17 protein-coding genes are annotated in these 19733 nt (G+C 56.0%); 7 read left to right on the forward strand and 10 right to left on the reverse strand.

Annotation, left to right across the window (positions count from 1 at the left end):
* Positions 1–23: 23 nt before the first annotated feature.
* The gene (locus HF675_RS16450; protein ID WP_187043434.1) at positions 24–911 is read right to left on the reverse strand and encodes a LysR family transcriptional regulator; all 888 of its coding nucleotides are present in this window, start codon (positions 909–911) and stop codon (positions 24–26) included.
* Positions 912–1000: 89 nt separating this feature from the next.
* Here HF675_RS16450 and HF675_RS16455 point away from each other — a divergent pair, with 89 nt between their 5' ends.
* A complete protein-coding gene (locus HF675_RS16455; RefSeq protein WP_187043435.1) occupies positions 1001–2059 on the forward strand; it encodes a nitronate monooxygenase family protein in 1059 nt (352 codons plus the stop codon).
* Positions 2060–2143: 84 nt separating this feature from the next.
* Here the strand turns inward: HF675_RS16455 and rlmF are convergent, their stop codons facing one another.
* Complete coding sequence (gene rlmF, locus HF675_RS16460) at positions 2144–3109, reverse strand: 23S rRNA (adenine(1618)-N(6))-methyltransferase RlmF (RefSeq protein ID WP_187043436.1); 966 nt, start codon at positions 3107–3109, stop codon at positions 2144–2146.
* Positions 3110–3251: 142 nt separating this feature from the next.
* On the opposite strand from rlmF, the gene HF675_RS16465 reads away from it, so the two are divergent.
* A complete protein-coding gene (locus HF675_RS16465) occupies positions 3252–3887 on the forward strand; it encodes a flavin reductase family protein (protein ID WP_105230338.1) in 636 nt (211 codons plus the stop codon).
* Positions 3888–3903: 16 nt separating this feature from the next.
* Here the strand turns inward: HF675_RS16465 and HF675_RS16470 are convergent, their stop codons facing one another.
* Together HF675_RS16470 and ybiB are read right to left on the reverse strand one after the other, a co-directional pair.
* Positions 3904–5757, reverse strand: coding sequence for a M3 family metallopeptidase (locus HF675_RS16470; RefSeq protein WP_111737480.1), 1854 nt, complete (start codon positions 5755–5757; stop codon positions 3904–3906).
* 62 nt (positions 5758–5819) lie between these two features.
* Positions 5820–6773 carry a DNA-binding protein YbiB gene (ybiB, locus tag HF675_RS16475; RefSeq protein WP_111737481.1) on the reverse strand — a complete coding sequence of 318 codons (954 nt, stop codon included), beginning with the start codon at positions 6771–6773 and terminating at the stop codon, positions 5820–5822.
* 167 nt (positions 6774–6940) lie between these two features.
* On the opposite strand from ybiB, the gene HF675_RS16480 reads away from it, so the two are divergent.
* The 3 genes from HF675_RS16480 to HF675_RS16490 all read left to right on the forward strand — a co-directional run bounded on the left by HF675_RS16480 (position 6941) and on the right by HF675_RS16490 (position 10416).
* Positions 6941–7870 (forward strand): LysR family transcriptional regulator, encoded by a 930-nt coding sequence (locus HF675_RS16480; RefSeq protein WP_187043437.1) that lies wholly within the window; start codon positions 6941–6943, stop codon positions 7868–7870.
* Between the two features lie 166 nt (positions 7871–8036).
* Positions 8037–9206, forward strand: a complete 1170-nt coding sequence (locus HF675_RS16485; protein WP_105230334.1) for an MFS transporter — start codon at positions 8037–8039, stop codon at positions 9204–9206.
* 409 nt (positions 9207–9615) lie between these two features.
* A complete protein-coding gene (locus HF675_RS16490; RefSeq protein WP_238404521.1) occupies positions 9616–10416 on the forward strand; it encodes a histidine phosphatase family protein in 801 nt (266 codons plus the stop codon).
* A 164-nt stretch (positions 10417–10580) separates the two neighbouring features.
* On the opposite strand, the gene HF675_RS16495 is transcribed toward HF675_RS16490, so the two are convergent.
* On the reverse strand, positions 10581–11462 hold the full coding sequence (locus tag HF675_RS16495; RefSeq protein ID WP_255427297.1) for a LysR family transcriptional regulator: 882 nt from the start codon (positions 11460–11462) through the stop codon (positions 10581–10583).
* A 90-nt stretch (positions 11463–11552) separates the two neighbouring features.
* On the opposite strand from HF675_RS16495, the gene HF675_RS16500 reads away from it, so the two are divergent.
* Positions 11553–12509: a nitronate monooxygenase family protein gene (locus tag HF675_RS16500; RefSeq protein WP_187043438.1), complete on the forward strand. Its 957-nt coding sequence runs from the start codon at positions 11553–11555 to the stop codon at positions 12507–12509.
* 106 nt (positions 12510–12615) lie between these two features.
* Here HF675_RS16500 and trpS read toward each other — a convergent pair whose 3' ends face one another.
* Both trpS and HF675_RS16510 read right to left on the reverse strand, forming a co-directional pair.
* Positions 12616–13620, reverse strand: coding sequence for a tryptophan--tRNA ligase (trpS, locus tag HF675_RS16505; RefSeq protein ID WP_187043439.1), 1005 nt, complete (start codon positions 13618–13620; stop codon positions 12616–12618).
* A gap of 302 nt (positions 13621–13922) precedes the next feature.
* The gene (locus tag HF675_RS16510) at positions 13923–14855 is read right to left on the reverse strand and encodes a LysR family transcriptional regulator (RefSeq protein ID WP_187043440.1); all 933 of its coding nucleotides are present in this window, start codon (positions 14853–14855) and stop codon (positions 13923–13925) included.
* Between the two features lie 87 nt (positions 14856–14942).
* On the opposite strand from HF675_RS16510, the gene HF675_RS16515 reads away from it, so the two are divergent.
* The gene (locus tag HF675_RS16515; RefSeq protein ID WP_187043441.1) at positions 14943–15422 is read left to right on the forward strand and encodes a GNAT family N-acetyltransferase; all 480 of its coding nucleotides are present in this window, start codon (positions 14943–14945) and stop codon (positions 15420–15422) included.
* A 146-nt stretch (positions 15423–15568) separates the two neighbouring features.
* Here HF675_RS16515 and HF675_RS16520 read toward each other — a convergent pair whose 3' ends face one another.
* From HF675_RS16520 to HF675_RS16530, 3 genes are all read right to left on the reverse strand, one after another.
* Positions 15569–16930: a NosD domain-containing protein gene (locus tag HF675_RS16520; RefSeq protein ID WP_187043442.1), complete on the reverse strand. Its 1362-nt coding sequence runs from the start codon at positions 16928–16930 to the stop codon at positions 15569–15571.
* Positions 16931–17171: 241 nt separating this feature from the next.
* Complete coding sequence (locus HF675_RS16525) at positions 17172–18593, reverse strand: glycoside-pentoside-hexuronide (GPH):cation symporter (RefSeq protein ID WP_105230326.1); 1422 nt, start codon at positions 18591–18593, stop codon at positions 17172–17174.
* A gap of 108 nt (positions 18594–18701) precedes the next feature.
* Positions 18702–19712, reverse strand: coding sequence for a LacI family DNA-binding transcriptional regulator (locus HF675_RS16530; protein WP_105230325.1), 1011 nt, complete (start codon positions 19710–19712; stop codon positions 18702–18704).
* Positions 19713–19733: the final 21 nt, after the last annotated feature.

Here is a 19733-nt window from a genome sequence, read left to right on the forward strand (position 1 = left end):
CCGGCATACGGCCGGCCCCCTCATCACCGTGACATCTCCGCCATATTGGACGTCGCCAGCAGCGTGCGGCGCAGACTTTCCACCGCCGGCGAACGGCCCTCCGACCGCCAGATAAACTGGGTAACGGCCGTTCCGGCAGGCGTCACGCTCAGCCCCGCCGGCAGCGACAGCAGCTCAAGCACGCTTTGCGGCAGCACACAGCAGTAGCTGCCCGACGCGACGCAGGCCAGCATCGCATGGTAAGAACCGACTGCCTGCACCTCAGGCGGTCGATCGCCCGTGCCGCCGGCCAGCAGGCGCAGAGCAATTTCCCGGTAGGTGCAGCCGTCAACAAAGGCGGCCAGCTTCCGGGCGGTGCGCCCATTCCCGGCGTCGCAGCCTTCCGCCGCCTGCAGCAGCATCAGCCGCTCGACAAACATCGGCTGGCAGGCAAGTCCGTCAGGGCACATCACCTCCCCTTCTTCATCAGCCGGCAGCGCCACCAGCGCGCAGTCCAGTTCCCACTCTTGCACCTTTTCCGTCAGCTGGCGCGTCGGCAGCGTGGTAAAGCTCAGCCGCACCGCCGGGCAGGCCTGGCTGAACGTCGCCAGCGGCTGCGTCAGCCGGCTGGCGGCGGTGCACTCCATCGCGCCAAACGCCAGCTGGCCGCTCGGGCTGTGGGGATGCAGAGACTGGCGCGCTTCCTCCGCCAGGCTGAGCATTCTTTTGGTATACGCCAGGAATTTCTTGCCCTGCGGCGACAGCCGCAGCGCCCGGTTCTCACGGATAAACAGCTGAACCTCCAGCTCTTCTTCCAGCTGCTGGATGCGCGTTGTGACGTTGGACTGAACCCGCCCCACCCGTCGGGCGGCACGGTTAATGCTCAGCTCTTCCGCCACCACTTTGAAGATTTCCAGTGAAGTATGGTTCATCTTTCATTCTCATTTTGAAAACGATATTGATTTTTAAGTCTCTACACGAGATTTTATCTACCTTACCGTGAACTCAAGCAGGTGTAACGATGAAAACCATTTTGTGTACCCGGCTTAATCTGCAGTACCCGTTGGTTCAGGCGCCGATGGCGGGCGTCTCCACCCCTGAGCTGGCGGCGGCAGTCAGCAACGCCGGCGCGTTAGGCTCCATCAGCGTCGGCGCCTCCACGCCGGAGCAGGCGGAAGTGATGATCGGCAAAACGCAGGCGCTGACGGCCGGGCCGATAAACGTCAATGTATTCTGCCACCCGCCGGTGCAGCGCGATGCGGCGCTGGAGCAGGCGTGGATCCAACGCTTCGCGCCGCTGTTCCGCCAGTACGGTGCCGAGCCGCCCGCTGAATTAAGCGAGATCTACCAAACGTTCCAGGATAACGCGCGCATGCTGGAAGTGCTGTTAACCCTGCGCCCGGCGGCGGTCAGCTTCCACTTCGGCATCCCGTCCACCGCGTTTATCGCCCGGTTAAAAGCGCACGGTATCGTCACCTTCGCCAGCGCCACCACGCCGGAAGAAGCCAGCCGGATTGCGGCCAGCCAGATTGACTTTATTGTGGCGCAGGGGATTGAGGCCGGCGGGCACCGCGGCCAGTTTAATCTGCAGGATGACGACCGCCGGCTAACCACCTTTACCCTGGTGCAGGCGATACGGCGGGTCACCGACGTGCCGGTGATTGCGGCCGGCGGCATTATGGACGGCGCGGGGATGGCCGCGATGCTGAAGCTGGGCGCGGCCGGCGTCCAGATGGGCACCGCGTTTATTCTGTGCCCGGAGTCCGCCGCCAATCAGGCTTACCGCCGCAGTTTGCAAAGCCCGCAGGCCGCCGATACGGTGATGGTCTCCGCCATCTCCGGCCGGCCGGCCAGATGCATCAATAACGCATTCTGCCGGTTTACCCGCGACGTCGCGCAGGACAGCATTCCGCCCTACCCGCTGACCTATGCGCTGGGCAAAGCGCTTGCCGCCGCTGCCGCCGCCCGGGGCGAGCCGGGGTTCGGCGCCCAGTGGGCCGGCCAGGGCGCAACGCTGGCGCGGGAAATGCCCGCGGCGCAGCTGGTGCAAACGCTGGTCGCCGAGTGGCAGGCCGGCTGAGCATCACCCAAGCCGGCGAAAAGGAAAGAACAGTCAGGACACTATTTGCGCCGGCGAGGATGCCGGCGCGTAAACGGGACAGGATCAGCGCCAGCGTTCGGCGGCCCAGGCGGCCTGCTGCTCCGCCGTGTGGAACGTCCAGGCGACAAAGCGGCTGATTTTTTGCCCCTGCGCCATCTCAACGGTGCGCACTTCCACCGCCCCCGCCTGCCGCAGCGCCTGATAGACCGCCGGCAGCGTGCTGCTTTTGGAAATCAGCGAGGTGAACCACAGGCAGTTTTGCGCTTTACCGACGCTCTCCGCCACCATCGCACACACGAAGGCTTCTTCGCCCCCCGCGCACCACAGCTCATTGTTCTTGCCGCCGAAATTCTGCACCGGCTTCGCCGCCACCTCGCCTTTGCCCAGCTTATGCAGCTTGCGTCGGGTACTGGCGCGCGCTTCCTCGGCGGAAGCGTGGAACGGCGGGTTGCACAGCGTAGCATCGAAGCGCTCGGCAGCGCCGATGATGCCGTCAAAAATCCGCTCCGGCTGTTTTTGCTGCCGCAGACGCACGCTGTTTTTCAACTGCGGGTTCATCGCGACAATCATTTTGGCCGACTGCAGCGCCCCGCTCTCGACCTCGGAGCCGGTAAAACGCCAGCCGTATTCGCGCACGCCGACGATGGGGTAAATGCAGTTGGCGCCCACGCCGACATCGAGGATCGCCACGCCCTTACCGCGCGGGATCGCGCCGCCGTTACCGGCCGCCAGTAAATCCGCCAGATGATGCAGGTAGTCGGCGCGGCCGGGGATCGGCGGGCACAAATAGCCGGCCGGAATATCCCAGTGCTCGATGCCGTAAAAATGCTGTAGCAGGGCGCGGTTCAGCATTTTCACCGCCGCCGGGTCGGCAAAGTCTACCGACTCATCGCCCCACTGATTCGGCGTGACAAACGGCGCCAAGGCCGGACAACTGGCGATAAGCTGCGGAAAATCATAACGGGAACGGTGGCGGTTGCGGGGATGCAGGCCGTTTTTCTGCTGCGGGAAGGTTTTCTTTTTTTGCACCTGACGTACTCTTACTGGCGGGAACTGCGGCATAAGATAGCATATTCGCCGGGTAAACTTGCAGCCTGCGGGAAACACGCCAGAATAAAGGGGTTTTTATCCGTCAGGATGCCGCCATTCAGCCCGGGAGGGCACAGACAGTATGAGCAGTGAATCACGTTATTACTATGAACCCGCCGCCGGCCACGGTCTGCCGCACGATCCGCTGAACGCCATTGTCGGGCCGCGCCCGATCGGCTGGATCTCTTCCGTCAGCGCCGACGGACAGCGTAATCTGGCGCCCTACAGCTTCTTTAACTGCTTCAACTACCGGCCGCCGATCATCGGCTTCGCCAGCTCCGGTTGGAAAGACAGCGTGGCCAATATCGTGGAAACCGGCGAATTCGTCTGGAATCTGGCGACCCGCCCGCTGGCCGAGGCGATGAACAACAGCTCGGCGTCGCTGCCGCGCCATGAGGATGAATTCGCCTTCGCCGGCCTGACGCCGCTGGCCGGCCGCAAGGTCAAGGTCGACCGGGTGGCGGAAAGTCCGGTGCACTTTGAGTGCCGGCTGAGCCAGTGCATCCAGCTGCAGAGCGCAGCCGGCGACAAGGTCGATACCTGGCTGGTGCTGGGGGAAGTGGTGGCAGTGCATATCGAGCGCGCGCTGCTGGATGAGCACGGCGTCTACCAGACCGCCGCCGCACAGCCGATCCTGCGCGCCGGCGGCCCGACGGCGTACTACGCCATCGAGGAAAGCCACCGTTTCGATCTGGTGCGCCCGGACGCGCTGAAGTAACGCGCCCGCACGCCGCTTACGAGCGTTCCTCTATCGCTGCGGCAAAGTCGCGGCACATCTGCGCGTCGCCGTCGGCGTTATCCGCCAGCACGCGATCGCCATCCACCACGCGGATATGCGCCTGCAGATTGAAATCCGCCGCCGGCTGCGGACGCGCCGCCGCCGCGGCCATCGTCTGCTGCGCCGCCTGCCAGGCCTGCTCCACCGTCTGGTTGCAGGCTGTCGCCAGGTAGTCCGGGTTAAAGCCTTCGCCGGTCAGGCTGCGCAGGGTGTCGTCGTGGCTGACGCTGTTGCCCGGCAGCCAGTAGTGATGCGCCAGATCGGGGCCGATGGCCGGGTTATCGGTCAGGTAGCCGTCACGCTGCAGGAAGAAGTGGCGCGTCTGCTCTACCGCCATCAGCGCCAGCAGGTAACCCTGATACGAACAGGCCGACTCCAGCGACAACAGATGCGGAATTGCCAGCGTCGGGCGCGGACTGCCGCTGACGCCGAGGATCCGCTGCTCAACGTCACGCGCCAGCTGTGCTATCGCCTGCGGCGTACGCTGCGCATCATCCCACTGATACAGCGCCCACTCAAAGTAAGGCACCAGCAGAATATGGCGTTCGTTAAAGGCGCGCATCGGCTGGCGCGCGTCGATGCCGGCCTTGATCAGCGCATCCGGCACCGCCTCGCCGGCGGCGTTTTTCGCATAGCGCTTCAGCCAGTCGGCGTCGTCCAGCAGGCTGTCGCAGAACATCGACTGGGTTTCCGCATAGGCCATCGACGTGGGCGGAAACTCCTGCGAGAAGCACGGCGCGTTCTGCGCGATATTGGCAAAATGCGCCGCATGACCGCCCTCGTGGAACAGGGTATTCAGGCCGTAGGCGCCGCTGCCCACCTGCCCCGGCTGAGCCAGGCTGGTGAAGTTAATCTGCGCCGGCAGCCACTGCCCCTGCTGCACGAACGGCGGCACCGGGCCGTGCATAAAGCCGTTTTCGTATTTGCCCGGCCGCACCAGCAGATCCAGATTCAGCGCTGCGCCGCGGAAACTGATATGCAGCCGCTTGAAGCTGTTCACCCAGCGCTCCAGCGACTGCGAGAACGGGAAGTAGGGATCGAGCTGCCGCGTAACGTCGCCGGCGCTGGCAAAACGGATGTTCCACGGCTGCAGCGCCTGTTCGCCCTGTTGCTGCGCCAGCTGCCGCAGGCTGTGCGCGTTAGCCTCGCGGGTCTGCTGCTCAAAGCGGTCGAGAATGGCGAACAGCTGTTCCGGCGTCATGCGCTCGGTTTTATTCACCTTGTAATCGAAGTAGTTGCGGTAGCCCATCTGGCGCGCAAAGCGGTTGCGCAGGCCGATCAGTTCCGGCAGGCCGTTGTGCAGCAGCCACTGTTCCAGATCGCGCAGCGCGTCCTGTGAACTGCGTCGGTACGCCTCATTTTCGTTGGTCGCCTGATTGGTCAGCAGCTCGCCCAGCGACGCCGCCACCCGCTCGCCCTGCGCGTTCAGGTGCGTGACCGGATAGGCTTTGCGACGATCGAACAGATCGGCCTCGGCGGCGATGATCTGATCCAATAAATTCTGCGCCTCGGGATCTTCCACCGCGTTGCAGTCAAAGAAACGCAGCCAGCCGTTCAGGCCGTGCTGCAGCGCGCGCAGCGCCTCGCTTGGCGTTTCCTCTTCCAACTGCGCCAGCAGCTGACGGATTTCCGCCAGGCGGCGCGGCTCGCCGATAAAGCGCTTATAGGCGCTTTCCGCCGCGGTAAAGCGCGCCGACACGTCATCGGCGCCGGTGCCCATATACTGCTGCCAGAACAACTCCTCCTTGGTCTGGTGCACCTGAAGATAGTCCTGATTTAACTGATTAAAGTAATCGAGAGCCTGTTGCATAACCGTCCTTTCCTGTGGCGAAGCGGGACACGCCCGCCCCTGAGGTGAAAAGCAAAATGGCGTTACGCCAGCCGCGCCAGCCCCTGTTCCATCGTCGTCGCCTGCCCGGTCGCCACCAGACAGCAGGCGACCTGCAGCGCCAGCGCCTGCGGGATCGCCACCTCGCCGGCCAGGCAGCGCTCAATCCAGCGCGCGGTGGTCTCGGCGTCTTTCGCCGCCGGTAAGGCCGGCGTTTCATTCAGCGCCGGACGCTCCAGCAGCACGCGCTGTTCACCGTCGGCGATAAAATGAATCTGCGGGCAGCGCTGCGGGTTGGCGTAGGCCTCGCCTTCGGTGCCGTGCATCAGCAGGCCGCGCGCGCCGATCTGACGGAAAAACGAGCCAACGCGATCCACGTATTCCGGGTGAGAGACGCTGGCAAGGCGCAGCACGTCATGCTCGCCGAACGGCGTCGCCAGCTTGGCCAGCGTATGGGCGCTGTTGCGCACCCCCATGCGCCAGCGTAAACCGAGCTGACGCTCCAACGCCGGCGACAGCGCGGTCACCGGCATAAATACCGCCTCGCCGCCATCAAGCTGCTGCTGCGCCGTTGCAGCGTCCGCGGCGGCCTTGATCCCCAGCGCCTGAAAGATTTCCCCGCTGGTAACGCGCGTGGCATCGTCCACCACGCCGTGCACCACCACCGGCAGCCCGACCCGCGCCAACAACAGCGCCAGCAGCGGCGTCAGGTTGGCCTGCTTGCGCGCGCCGTTGTAGCTCGGCAGCACCACCGGCATCGGCCGCCCCGCCGGCGGCTGCAGCTGCGTCACCTGCTGCTGCATCGCCTGGTAAAAGCCAAGCATCTCCTCTTCCGCCTCGCCCTTGATGCGCAAAGCGATCAGCACGCCGCCCAGCTCCAGTTCCGGCACCTCGCCGGCCAGCATCGCCTGGTACAGCTGGCGCGCCGTTTCCCGATCCAGACTGCGCGCGTGCAGTTTGCCGCGCCCTATTTCTTTGATAATTTTGCTGTAATCCATAAGGCTTTCCTTCAATGCGATAATAATTAGCATACGCTATCTGCCGTCGCGCTCAACCTCATCCCAACACTCCGGCAGTGGCCGGCGCGTTGTTTACGCACTGACTCAGGCCTGGTATAGAATTACACATCGATAAATGCGTTATTAACCACTCCTGAGTCAACATTATGTCTACCGGATTTACAGCAGAATCCCTGCGGGGCATTACACATTTTGTCATTACGGCAAAATCGAGCAGTTTTACTGAAGCCGCAGAGCAGCTGGGCATTACAAAGTCCGCGGTCGGTAAAAGCGTGGCCAGGCTTGAGGCGCGGCTGGGAACGCGACTGTTTCACCGCTCCACGCGTAAACTGAGTTTGACCAGTGACGGGGAAGCCTATCTCACAAGCTGCCTTTCGGCGCTGGAAATCCTGGACTCTGCGGAAAACACGCTCAGCAAGCGTCAGGACAACCCCGCAGGTACCGTCCGGATAGATATGCCGGCGTCATTTGGCCGGAACCTGATGATGCCGGTACTGCTTGAGCTGATTAGCCGTTATCCGGCTCTGCGACTCGCCCTGACTTTTAACGATCGTCTGATCGACCCGGTGGAGGAAGGCGTTGACCTCGTGCTGCGCCTGGGAGAACTTCAGAGTACCGATGCGTTGATCGCCCGGCGCCTGGGCCGGCAGCGCCTCATACTGTGCGCCTCTTCCGCTTATCTTGAGCAGTACGGTGTGCCCGGGGACACGGAGGCGCTAAAAGCGCACAGCTGTATTATGGGCTACCGGCGGGGAGCCCCCCTTGCCTGGCGGCTGCGCCCGGCGGGAGAACGAGAAGTGAAATTTATCTCTGCTGCGGCGCACCAGATCAGTGACGGAGACGCCATGCTCCAGGCCTGCCTGGCGGGAGCGGGTATTGCGCAGTTTCCGGAGTCGATGGTGAAGAGTCATCTCGACGCGGGCCATCTCGTGACGGTAATGGCGGATCATATGCCCGACCCGGTTGAGCTTAACGTCATCTGGCCCCGAACCCGGCATCTTATTCCCAAGGTGCGGATCATCGTTGATGAACTGCTTACAAAATCTTCTGAGGGGTATTTTGGCGACCTGAAGTAGAATTTTTGTCAACGCTCAGGCGATTTCAGAGCTGTTTATCAACTTTCGGCAAACTTATATTCTGACTGCCCTGCTGCCACTGCGGCGCCCACCCGGTTTTTGCCGGAGGCCGGCCCAATGACGACGGGCAGCTTAACGTAAATATTTTACTGACAGGATATGTGTTATGCCATTTGCTCTCTGGGCTCTGGCGATAGGTGCATTCGGTATTGGTACCACTGAATTCATTATTGCCGGCCTTCTCCCCGTGATCGCCACCGATTTTAACGTCAGCATTCCCGTTGCCGGCAACCTGGCTACGTCCTACGCGCTGGGGGTGTTTGTCGGGGCGCCGGCCCTGATTATTCTGGGCTCCAAAGTACCGCGTAAAGCCATGCTGGTCTTCCTGATGGCGTTATTTGTCGCCGGTAACCTTGTTACGGCATTTGCGCCCACGCTGGGCATCGCCATTTTGGGCAGAGTGATTACCTCTATGACCCACGGTGCATTCTTTGGTATCGGCTCGATCATTGCGGCAGATATGGTTACGCCCTCGAAGCGCGTGCGGGCAATCGCATTCATGTTTATGGGCCTGACCGTAGCCAACCTGATCGGCGTGCCCGCCGGCACCTGGATTGGGCAGCACCTTTCCTGGCGTGACGCCTTTATGGCGATTGCGGTCATTGGCATCGTTACCGTTATCAGCATTGGTATGCTGATCCCGCACCAGCCCCGTCCGCAGAACCATAACTTCGCCCATGAGTTTAATGCCTTCAGAAACGTCAATGTGCTGCTTGCCATGGGCATTACCGTCTTCGGGCCGGGCGCGTTCTTTACCTCCATAACCTATATCGCCCCCATGATGACGGAACAGGCCGGCTACAGCGAAAGCAGCCTTGCCTGGCTGATGCTGCTGTTCGGACTGGGGCTGTTTGTCGGCAACCAACTGGGGGGCAGATATGCAGACCGTGCTCTGATGCCGATGCTGTATATCACGCTGGCGGCCCAGGCCATAGTGCTACTGATTTTTAACTTTACCACCCACAGCCAGGCCATGTCGGCCGTCTGTATTTTCCTGATGGCCGCGTTCGGCTTTGCAACCGTTTCTCCGATCCAGAAGCTGGTGATGGATAAAGCGCGGGCAGCGGGTGCGCCCACGCTGGCCGCCGCCGTTAACATTGGCCTTTTCAACCTTGGTAACGCCATTGGCGCCTGGCTGGGCGGCGCCGTTATTGGCGCGGGTTTCGGCCTGCAGTCGCCTAACTGGGCGGGCGCTGGACTTTCCGTCGTTGCGCTGATCTTGGCCGTATTATCCGGCCTGACGGACAAAACCGGGCAAACGGCAGAGCTGCATTAATCGAGTCACACCGCTGGCCAGTAAAAGCGTCTTAATAACTTACTGGCCAGAACGGGTATGCGCAATTGCGCTGAACGTTACCCATTAGATGCTGACAGAACCGCTTTAAAACCGGCCTTACGTAAAATTAACGCATACCGTTGTATCTCACCCAAAATAATCACTTGGAAAAATTATTTAAATAAACTGAATATTAGGGGGTGCCTTAAAACTAAATGGCACGCTCATCGCTGAAACATAGCGCTAGAAAGAGCACCACGTCATACTTATTACACACCAGTTCCCCACGTGACAACGGGGGGTAATTATAGATTTACACCGACACATTCATTTTTGTGATCTCAGTTGCAGCCCTCTGTAATTCATTATTTTATATTACATTTTTATGACAAACATCCTGGATATAAAAATGAAAAAAACAGCATCTGTTCTGGCAACGTTAATGTTGCTATCGGGTTCGGCCATGGCAAAATTGCAGGATTATGGCAAAGGCAATGTGGATATCTATTTCGTCCGTCACGGCCAAACAATATTTAACCTGTATGACCGCGTTCAGGGATGGTCAGATACACCGTTGACGCAAGCAGGCGAAAAAGTGGCCCGTCAATTCGGCGCCGGCAGCAAAGACATCGGTTTCAAAAAATACTATTCCGGCGATCTTGGAAGGCAGCGGGAAACATTATCGTTGATCATGCAAAGCCAAAATAGCCAGGCGGCTCCTAAAGAACTTAAAGCATTACGCGAAGTATTTTTTGGCGGCTTCGAAGGCTTACCCAATAATGAAATGAATACGGCGGCAGGTAAAGCGCTGGGCTTAAAAAGCGATAGTGCAATGACTGAACTGCGTCAGCAAGGGAAAATGTCCCTGACAGAACTGGCGGATGCTATCAGTAAGGCTGATGAGAAGCATGATGCTGAAACCGCAGGCCAGGTCAGAGACCGTATGCAATCGGCTCTGGGCATGATGGTCAAAGATGCGCTTCAGCACCATGATAAAAATGTATTGGCGGTATCCTCCGGGATGTCTATCGGTATTATGATTTCAGATATGACGAACGATCCGCTGAAAAATAAAGGGATGGGGAATGCGGCCGCCGTCAAAATAGAATACCGCGATGGGAAGTATCAGGTTAAAGATATCGGGGATATGCGTTATGTCGAGGCAGGGAAAAAAATTATCGACGCCGCCGACGCCAAGCGTTCCCATTAAATACACACCGAGCCGGATTGCTCATAGCGCGTGGGCCCGGCATGCTGCCTCGGCCATCCGCCGGCGATCTTGTCTGTCACACGCCATTCGTTGCCTGAAGGCACAGCACCTTCAGGCAACGAATGGAGCGGCGGTCATAGCGAACGGACATCGTTGTTGCAACGCTACTTCAGCTTTCCCACCCACTCAGCACAAAAATCCAGATAAGCCCGCACAAGTGCTGAAGGATGTTTATGGCGGGCATAGATAAGGTGTAACGGCAGGGTTTGTTTAACCGTCCCGGGTAAAAGCTGCACCAGCTCCCCGCTTTCCAGCCAGGGCCTGGCTGAAAAATCCAACAGTTGTGAGACGCCCATGCCACTCAAGGCATAATGAATCAATGCCTGTGCATTATTGGTGGAAAAGAATGGCTCGTATTTAACCTTTTCTGAGCCAGAGTCCCATTCAAAAAAACCATGGTTCAGACTTTCCCAGCCGGCAACGGGCAGCCGGGCCATTTCAGCCAGCGTCTTTGGCGTGCCGTAACGCGCTAATAGTTTGGGACTTGCCACAAACAAAGACTCCACCGTCATGACAGGTTTGGCAATCACATCATCGATATTTAAGTTACCCATCCTGAGCGCCACATCGACGCCATCCTCAAACAAATCGACGACTCTTTCGCTTGAATGACAAAATACTTTTATATCAGGATAACGCTGCTGAAATTCGAGCAGTAAATCCCACCAGAGTGAGAAGTTAGGGGGGACAGACAGACGTAATTTGCCCTGTAATTTGTGGGCTGAGGTTACCGATTTTTGTGCATCCTCCAGCAGCTCGACGCCCAGACGCGCCTGTTCAAAGAACTGTTGTCCTTTATAGGTTGGCTTAACCCCATGCCTCGACCGTTCCAGGAGCTGTACGTTTAACGCCTGCTCAAGCTCATTGATTTTTCGGCTCAAGGTTGAGATCGGCACACCCATTCTGTCACTGGCCGCAGAAAAACTGCCTGCATTCACCACCGCGATGAACAATTTCGTTGCGTTAAAGTCCACTTTCCTTTCCATATTTGGAAATCATGTATTCATTTTTGGTGATTCCATTCCATTTTGCAAAGGGTAATATTTCACCTGTCTGATTTTTACTAAGGTTGAACAATGAATAACCGCATCACTGAACGCTTGCATATCCGCTATCCGCTCATACAGGCCCCCTTGTATTTTCTGACCAATGCTGAACTCGTCGCTGCCGTTTCAAACGCCGGAGGGCTGGGCACGCTGGGGCCACACGCCGGGCAAGACAGCCTGCCCGGCTCGCGTTATGTTGCACTGGATCGCATGCGGGAGGAGATCAGAAAAGTAAAAGAACTGACGGAAAACCCTTTTGCCGCAACGTTAATTAACGGACCTGATATGAGCTTCTGGCGAGCAACCGCAGAAATGCTCGTTGAAGAAGGCGTGGAAGTAGTACTGATCAATGAAGTGCTGGACGCTGAAATATATGATTTTTTTAAAAGTCACCGCATAAAAATGCTTTACCGTGCCCTGACGCCCACTATCGCCAATTCGCAAGAGGCAGAGAAATTAGGGGCCGACATCATCATTGCAACCGGTTTTGACGAAGGGGGTACCGTGCCATCCCGCGTGACGGGGACGTTCAGTATCGTGCCAATGATCGCGGATAGCGTAAAAATCCCGGTCGTTGCCGCCGGCGGTATAGCTGATGTGCGGGGTGTGCGTGCCGCCATGGCATTGGGAGCGGAAGGGGTATTTGCCGGCAGCCTGTTTTTGACGGCCCTGGAAAACCCCGCAGATGAGAAAGTCAAACGCCTGATTGTAGAGTCGAGTGCTGAAGATCTGCTGCTTTTCCGTACGCTGCCGGCGTATTACCGCACCCTGCCCACCACTCTGAGCCCGAAGCTGGCAGAATTAGAAGCGCAGGGCACCGACCGTGAAACCATGTTTAAGGTAATGAACGGATACCACTCTTTGTGGCAGGCCATGCGGCTCGGCAATTTTGATCAAGGGGTCGTCTCCACAGGCACGGGTATTTCCGTCATCAAATCGGTTCGTCCGGCCGCAGAAATCGTTTCCGCTCTTATGCAAGACTTTTAAGGCAGCGTCCACTTTGCGAAAAGCGGGCCTTTACGCTCCCTCACATCGCCAGCATTGAGCCGTCTCACCACTATTCAGGCGCCTGGCTAAACGGCTCGACTCACACTCAGAATACCGGCACGCCCAGCCCTCGCTTCACTTCCTGTAAGGTGCGCTGCGTGACTTCATACGCCCGTTCGCTGCCCTGTTTCAACAGTGCCATCAGCATGCCTTTGTCCTGAATATAAGTCGCACGCCGCTCGCGCATAGGGGCAATCAGCTCCTGCAAACACGTCTCCAGCTCATTTTTGCATGCCCGATCACCCAGTCCGCCCCGTTGATAATGCGCTTTCATCTCTGCGACTTTCGCTTTATCCGTGTGAAACGCATCCAGATAGGTGAATACCATGTTGCCGGTTATCTGCCCCGGATCGGTCACCTTTAGGTGTTTTTCGTCGGTGTACATTGCGCTAACCGCGCGATGGATGGTCTCCTCGCTGGCGGAAAGAAGCAAAGTATTGCCCAGCGATTTGGACATTTTGGCGTTGCCGTCGATCCCCGGCAGGCGGCCGGTGTCGCTCAACATGGCCTTGCAGTGGCGTAATACCGGTTCGGGAAACAGGCTGTTCATCTTATGCACGATTTCGTTGGTCTGTTCGATCATCGGTAATTGATCATCGCCGACGGGGACCCTGCTGGCCTTGAAGGCGGTAATATCCGCCGCCTGGCTGATGGGATAGACCAGAAAGCCGACCGGTAATGAACGGGCAAAACCTTTCTGTGCAATCTCATTTTTTACCGTTGGATTACGCTCCACGCGCGCCACGGTAACGATGTTCATATAAAGCGCGGTCAGTTCGGCAAGGGCGGGTAGCGCAGATTGCAGACAAATGGTCGTGAGCGAGGGATCGATACCCGCAGCGAGATAATCGGCCAGCACTTCGGGAATATTGTCCCGAATTTTTTGCGGATTGCTGCCATTATCTGTCAGCCCCTGGAGGTCGGCGATCAACACATACTGTTGATAATCATGTTGCAGGGCCACACGCTGGCGCAGCGAGCCGACAAAGTGGCCCAGATGCAGCGGGCCGGTTGGGCGATCGCCGGTAAGAATAATGGTTTGGTCATTCATATAAGACTCCTTAAGCCTCAGGCCGAAAAGGGGTCTTATCAAAGCAAATAACCGCCCTTTCGGCGGTTATTTGAAAATGGGGAATACACATTCAGGCCGCCTTTAAGAAGGCAGCCACCACAGGTTATGACTGAAAACGCTGATAACGTGTTTTGTATTCATCATCCGAACTTATCATGACTGGATATAGGCGTAAAGTGACCGGAGATGCTCTATCTTTTAAAGCCGCCGTTCGTGGTGCCCAGACACGCCGCTTCCGCGACCAAACGACTCACGCCCGGTGCCCCACAGACTTTCCGCATTCACCGCCCTGCATTAACCTCTTGCGCCAGCATCTGCAGTTTCTCTTTCAGCCAGTTCGTCGCGCCGCGCTTACCACTCCGTTTATGGGAATAAATCTTCACTTCAAACGGGCGTATCGCAAACGGTAATGCAAAAATCCTGATATCCGTTGCCGGCATCAGCGTCTCTGCGGCAAACCGGGGAATCGCCATCAGCAGATCGCTTTGCGCAACGATAAACGGCGCGCTGAGCATCGATGGCGTTTTGATCGCTATCTGCCGCGTATAGCCCATCTGCTCAAGCTGTAAATCCAGCACGCCCCGCTTCTCATTCCAGGGCGTCACCACCAGATGCCGGGCGGCGAGATAATCCTCCAGCGTCAGCCGTGTCCGGCGGGTGTTGCTGATGACAACATACTCATCTTCAAACCAGCCGATCTCTTCCAGTTCCGGATGGCGGATATCATCCGGCGTGCTGAACCCAAGCGCCAGATCCACTTCGCCCGCCAGCAATTCCGTCAGCGCCGGGCTGTGCGGCAAATAGAGTAGCTCAAAGCGCAGGCCGGGCGCTTCGTGCTGCAGTTGCTGCATCAGGACGGGGAAAATACACAACGCGGTAAAATCCGTAATCGCAATTTGTAAACACTCCGTACTGGCGGCGGCGGCAAACTCCGGCGGCGGCGTCAGCTCCTGATTGAGGAATTTCAGTGCCGAAGCGATAGAAGGCGCGAGCTGCGTGGCATATACGCTGGGGCACATACGGTGGCCTTCGCGGTAAAATAACGGATCGTTGAGGGCGATACGCAGCCGCGACAGCGCATGGCTCAGCGCCGATGTGCTCATCGCCAGTTCATCCGCCGCCAGACGCACGGAATGGTGACGATAAACCGCGTCAAAAACCGGCAGAAGGTTTAAATCAAGACGCCTCAGCGCCGGATGCATAATATTCATCATTGGGTGATTTCATTGCACTTAATTCTTCTGACAATACCCCTTATGCTTAGCGCCATCAATGTCCCCCGCAGAGAGAACAGGAAACCCATGAGTATCACGATTCGTCAGGCCCGCCCGGAAGATGCTGCCGCCATTTACGCCATGATCTATGAGCTGGCGGTGTATGAAAAAGCCCCGGAAGAAGTGGTCACCACGCCGGATGAAATCCGGGAAACCCTTTTTGGCGTAGGCAGTAACACCGAAGCATTGATCGGTGAGATGGAAGGTAAAATCGTCGGGTATGCCGTTTTCTTCACCAGCTATTCCACCTGGCTCGGACGTAACGGTATTTATATGGAAGACTTATATATTTCCCCTGACTATCGCGGCCAAGGTGCGGGCAGCGCGCTGCTGAAGCATATCGCGCAATGCGCGGTGAAACGGCAGTGCGGCCGCCTTGAATGGAGCGTGCTGGACTGGAACCAGCCCGCCATTGATTTTTACCAGAGCATCGGCGCGCTGCCGCAGTCCGAATGGGTACGCTATCGCCTTGATGGTGAAGCGCTGCTGAAATTTGCCGAATCGTAAGAACGGTGCGGCAATAAAGTCCCGCAGCGGGAAGCGTGTTCGGACTTTGCTATTTTTATAAGCCGTTGAGAGCGGGCGCACCGCCCGCCTTTTGGAGAAAGTTTGTGCTGCTTTTCAGGCTCCGGTATCCGTACGGACAACCCCCATTAACAGCCCTGGCCCGGAACGGGAGTGGCCCTGAAGGCATTCACCGCCCTGTCCAGCACGACCTGAGCATCACCGCCTGAATCCAGGACAGTATTTTGCCGGGACTCTTTTTCGATCCGCACGGTGATGACATCAAGCGCTGCCAGTCCGTCAGTCGCCAGCAACGCGCTTACCTGCGTGGAGAAACAAGCACTTGCGGCCGCATCATGGGCTTGTGACGTTTCGGTGGTGGCAACGATATGATTATCTGAAATATGATTCCCCTGCCCGGACACCACGCGGATTATCACCGGGGTAGCGCCTGACGGGGTAATATACTGGGTATCTATAGTCTCCGATATATGATTGGCAATAATCGAATTATTGTCGCCACTGATATAAAGGAGTCCGTATAAATCATCCAAGCCGTTGTTGTAAGCCTGCATCGGAGCCCAGGGTTCGCGCTCACGGAAGAAATGGTTGGCCGACACCAGGTTTTCTGCGCAGTTGTCTTCAAAGACCAGCATGCCCGGATAAAATGAATGGAGCCGATTATTGCTGACAGAGGAACGCACTACGCCGGAAAAATGAATGCTGCTTTTTCCACGCGGGAAAATATTATTGGCAGTGATAAGCAAACCGCCAAAATTTTGTGCGTAAATGGAATATCCCCTGTAACCGGCACCGATGAGATTGTCGGTTATTTTCGATGCCTGCCCCGAGCCGCGCAGCTCAATGCAGTGGCCACATTCAGCAATGAAGTTATTATGTATCGCCAGCGCGTCAGCGTTATAAATAGTGACACCATGCTCTAAATACACCAGCCCCATGCCGCTGATACGGAATGAATCCTGCGCACTGGCAATATAAATACCTGTTTTACCATTGAGATAGGTATTTTCAGGGTCGTCATTCCCTGAGCCATCGTCCACAAAATGCAACCCATCAATACAGAAATCAGCAAACTCAACAGAACTTATCCGCGGGTCTCCGCTGCGTTCGATATAGAAGGCAGCCCCGGCAGACGCCTCCCCGCCTGCTGCCGGTTGCATCTCAACGAGTATGCGACTGCCTCCCGGCCACACTTCGTGCCAGTTTTTCCATTCACTCTCCGGCGTATTAAAACGGATACTGGAAGAGGTGAAACCATGCCCGGAACCCATAATTTTCAGATAGCTGATATCTATCACCACTTGGGTAAGAAGAGGATAATCACCCGGTGGAATATAGATGACTGCACCGGGCTTTCCGCCGTTATTAATGTCGGCATCCGTTTGCCTGGCTTTAATGTCTGCGATAATGCTATTAATGACCTCACCAATATCCTGATACGGATTCCCTTCCTTCCACTCGGTGACATCGTAATAGTTGCTACTCGACATGTGTTAAATCCTCCTGTGACGGTAATACGAAAAACATGCAGTGCGCGATGCGATCTCTTCGCGTAAGGCCAGTGATATTGAGGTAAGGTTCCCCGATGCGCCGCATGGCAGGCACTCTCATCCCGCCATGCGCCCCAGACAATACGCATAATGATCCAGGGCCATGTTTATTTTGAATAACCCGCTTACTTTCAGATCTTGTTTCTTTTAGCCATACGTCAATACGCGGCGTTGCCTGACCTTAATGGACGGGAACATCTTTAAGCGCCTGCGGTTGAAGCGCACCCTTTTCCAGTTCGCGTTTGGCGAGATCGACTTTTATCTTTTCGATAAAAATGTTGTTCAACTTGAAGTAGCGCACCATAAATGCGCTGATAAAATAACTCACCATCGGCAGTAGCGAGAACATGATAATAATTCCCTGGATAGTTTGTGCATTTTGCTCCGGCTTATTGGCGATATAACCGGTATATGACAATATCCAGGCAACGATCGCCCCGGCTACCGCCAATCCCATTTTCAGCATAAACAGATTACCGGCAAAAGAGATACCGGTCAGGCGCTTGCCGAACTTCCAATCGCCGTAGTCGTCAACGTCTGACATCATCGCCCACAGAATAGGGCCGGACTGGATTAAATGCAGGATATTAATGATCACAAAGAGCGTGAGCAGTGGCACCAGGGATTTCGGGTCGACAAACCACAGCGCGAAGGAAAGAATACCGAGAATAATATTAATATTTCGGAACAGCTTAACCTTATCAAAACGGTCGGTCAGCGGTTTGGCGATGACACTGCCCAGCATATTGCAGGCGACGCCGAGCGCCATAAAAAAGGTAATAAAGCCGACGGAAGCCTGCATCACGTAGGTCGCATAATAAATGGTGACAGCGCCACGAATGAACGCCGGAAAAACATTCAGAAAGGTAATTGAAATCATCAACAGCCATTGGTCGTTTTTAGCGATATCTTTCAGGTCTTTCATTAACGAGTCGTTGGACTTAATCGAAACAACGCGCTCTTTAATACTGGAAAAACAGAACAGGAACATCAGCGTCGCGGCACCACCCATGATCATCATCGTCAGCTGAAAGCCGGATGCGCGATTGCCGTTACCCAGCCAGTCGGTTAACGGCAAAATGGAGGAAGAGACAATAAGCGTCGCCAGGCCATTCAGAAAGAAACGCCATGACAAACAGCCCAGCCGCTCCTGTTGGTTCAGTGTAATCACGCCCGCTACCGAGCAATAGGGAATATTGATAGCGGTATAAATCAACGACATAATCAGATAAGTGAGCCAGGCATAGATGATTTTTCCGTTCATGCTCAGGTCGGGCGTGGTGAACATCAGTATGGCGCCCAGGCCAAATGGCACCGCCATCCACAACAGCCAGGGACGGAATTTACCCCATCGACTTTGTGTACGATCGCAAATCGCCCCCATGATCGGATCGCTGAAGGCGTCAAAAATACGGATCACCAGAAATAATGTTCCTACGACGCCGGGAGCCAGCCCATAGACATCGGTATAAAACCATGTCAGATACAGCGCCAGTACGCTCCAGATCATACAGGATCCGGCGTCACCCATACCGTAACCGATCTTTTCTTTCAGACGCAGCTTTCCGTAAGCGCTTTGCTTTTCCATGGCAGTCGCAGACATAAAATCACCTCAATAGTGCCCGGTCATAAAATTTAGACGCTGGTTATTATCACCAGAGTCAGTGCTGGTAATAAATTTCCAACAACATTAAATGGAGACATGCAGATATTAAAGCGTCGTAATATTAATAGTCACGCTACTCTCGCGGATAATCAGCCGGGAGACAATTTCATACATTTCGATGCTCTCCTGTTTCTTCTCGTTATTAACCATCTGAAATGCCAGGTGTGCGATTTCTTTTATCGGCTGGGCAACGCTGGTTATCCCTTTCGTTTGCGCCAGCAAGGTATTATCGAAACTGGCAATAGCAATATCCTGAGGAACAGCCACGCCTTTTTCTTTTAACCCGTCGATAATATAACTGGCGGCAACGTCATTATAGACCCAAAGAGATGTGCACACATTTTTCCGGGCAGACAGCTTTTCGATAACCTCATCCAGTATACCGATATGGCCAGATGTTTTTTCCCCTTCACCTTTCGCTATCCAGAATTGATTTTCTTTAGCCAGATTTAACCCCTGCCCGGTAATTTTTTTACTCCAGGCGTAAACCTTGCGATTATCGACACCTTCCTGGGCAACAAAGCCAAATGTGGTATGCCCGCTTTGTATGAAGTGTTCCGCGATACTTTCCGCACCTTTACTCTGGTTAATAGAGACGGAATTAAAAAAGCGTGAAACCTGTGTCACCACCGCAACCGGAATATGGGTGGCGGTTAACCACTCCGAAAGTTCGGCCTCTGCTTCTGTCGGAACCCACAGCAAACTGTCGATCCCCATACCAATTAAAGCGTGGATGATCTGCTTATCCTGCAGAGGTTGATTCTGGTGGGTCTTAACGATCACCGACTTTCCAATGTACCTTGCTTCCTCTTCAAACGTCGCCAGTAACTCGCAAAAGTGAGGATTGACAAGGTTTGGCACAACCACGGCAATCAGCCCGGAACATTTACCACTCAACTGAAACGCGCTCTTACTTGGCACATAACACAGGAAATCCATTGCATCACGTACTGCTTGACGTGTTTCCGGCATCACACTGGGGTGGTGATTCAACACTCGTGATACGGTAGCAGTAGAGACCCCCGCTTTTTTTGCTACGTCCTTAATCGATGCCATGTTAATGAGATGCGTCGTTTA

The organism is Serratia sp. JUb9 (assembly GCF_014298095.1).
GTDB classification, from domain to species: Bacteria; Pseudomonadota; Gammaproteobacteria; order Enterobacterales; family Enterobacteriaceae; genus Serratia_B; species Serratia_B rhizosphaerae.

What these genes read in the sequence shown, in the direction of transcription:
- HF675_RS16525 (WP_105230326.1), bottom strand. Translation starts at nt 18,593, where the DNA reads ATGTCTGCGACTGCCATGGAAAAGCAAAGCGCTTACGGAAAGCTGCGT.
- HF675_RS16510 (WP_187043440.1), bottom strand. Translation starts at nt 14,855, where the DNA reads ATGATGAATATTATGCATCCGGCGCTGAGGCGTCTTGATTTAAACCTT.
- ybiB (WP_111737481.1), bottom strand. Translation starts at nt 6,773, where the DNA reads ATGGATTACAGCAAAATTATCAAAGAAATAGGGCGCGGCAAACTGCAC.
- HF675_RS16515 (WP_187043441.1), top strand. Translation starts at nt 14,943, where the DNA reads ATGAGTATCACGATTCGTCAGGCCCGCCCGGAAGATGCTGCCGCCATT.
- HF675_RS16530 (WP_105230325.1), bottom strand. Translation starts at nt 19,712, where the DNA reads ATGGCATCGATTAAGGACGTAGCAAAAAAAGCGGGGGTCTCTACTGCT.
- HF675_RS16455 (WP_187043435.1), top strand. Translation starts at nt 1,001, where the DNA reads ATGAAAACCATTTTGTGTACCCGGCTTAATCTGCAGTACCCGTTGGTT.
- HF675_RS16450 (WP_187043434.1), bottom strand. Translation starts at nt 911, where the DNA reads ATGAACCATACTTCACTGGAAATCTTCAAAGTGGTGGCGGAAGAGCTG.
- HF675_RS16485 (WP_105230334.1), top strand. Translation starts at nt 8,037, where the DNA reads ATGCCATTTGCTCTCTGGGCTCTGGCGATAGGTGCATTCGGTATTGGT.
- HF675_RS16480 (WP_187043437.1), top strand. Translation starts at nt 6,941, where the DNA reads ATGTCTACCGGATTTACAGCAGAATCCCTGCGGGGCATTACACATTTT.
- HF675_RS16490 (WP_238404521.1), top strand. Translation starts at nt 9,616, where the DNA reads ATGAAAAAAACAGCATCTGTTCTGGCAACGTTAATGTTGCTATCGGGT.
- HF675_RS16465 (WP_105230338.1), top strand. Translation starts at nt 3,252, where the DNA reads ATGAGCAGTGAATCACGTTATTACTATGAACCCGCCGCCGGCCACGGT.
- HF675_RS16470 (WP_111737480.1), bottom strand. Translation starts at nt 5,757, where the DNA reads ATGCAACAGGCTCTCGATTACTTTAATCAGTTAAATCAGGACTATCTT.
- HF675_RS16500 (WP_187043438.1), top strand. Translation starts at nt 11,553, where the DNA reads ATGAATAACCGCATCACTGAACGCTTGCATATCCGCTATCCGCTCATA.
- HF675_RS16495 (WP_255427297.1), bottom strand. Translation starts at nt 11,462, where the DNA reads ATGGAAAGGAAAGTGGACTTTAACGCAACGAAATTGTTCATCGCGGTG.
- HF675_RS16520 (WP_187043442.1), bottom strand. Translation starts at nt 16,930, where the DNA reads ATGTCGAGTAGCAACTATTACGATGTCACCGAGTGGAAGGAAGGGAAT.
- trpS (WP_187043439.1), bottom strand. Translation starts at nt 13,620, where the DNA reads ATGAATGACCAAACCATTATTCTTACCGGCGATCGCCCAACCGGCCCG.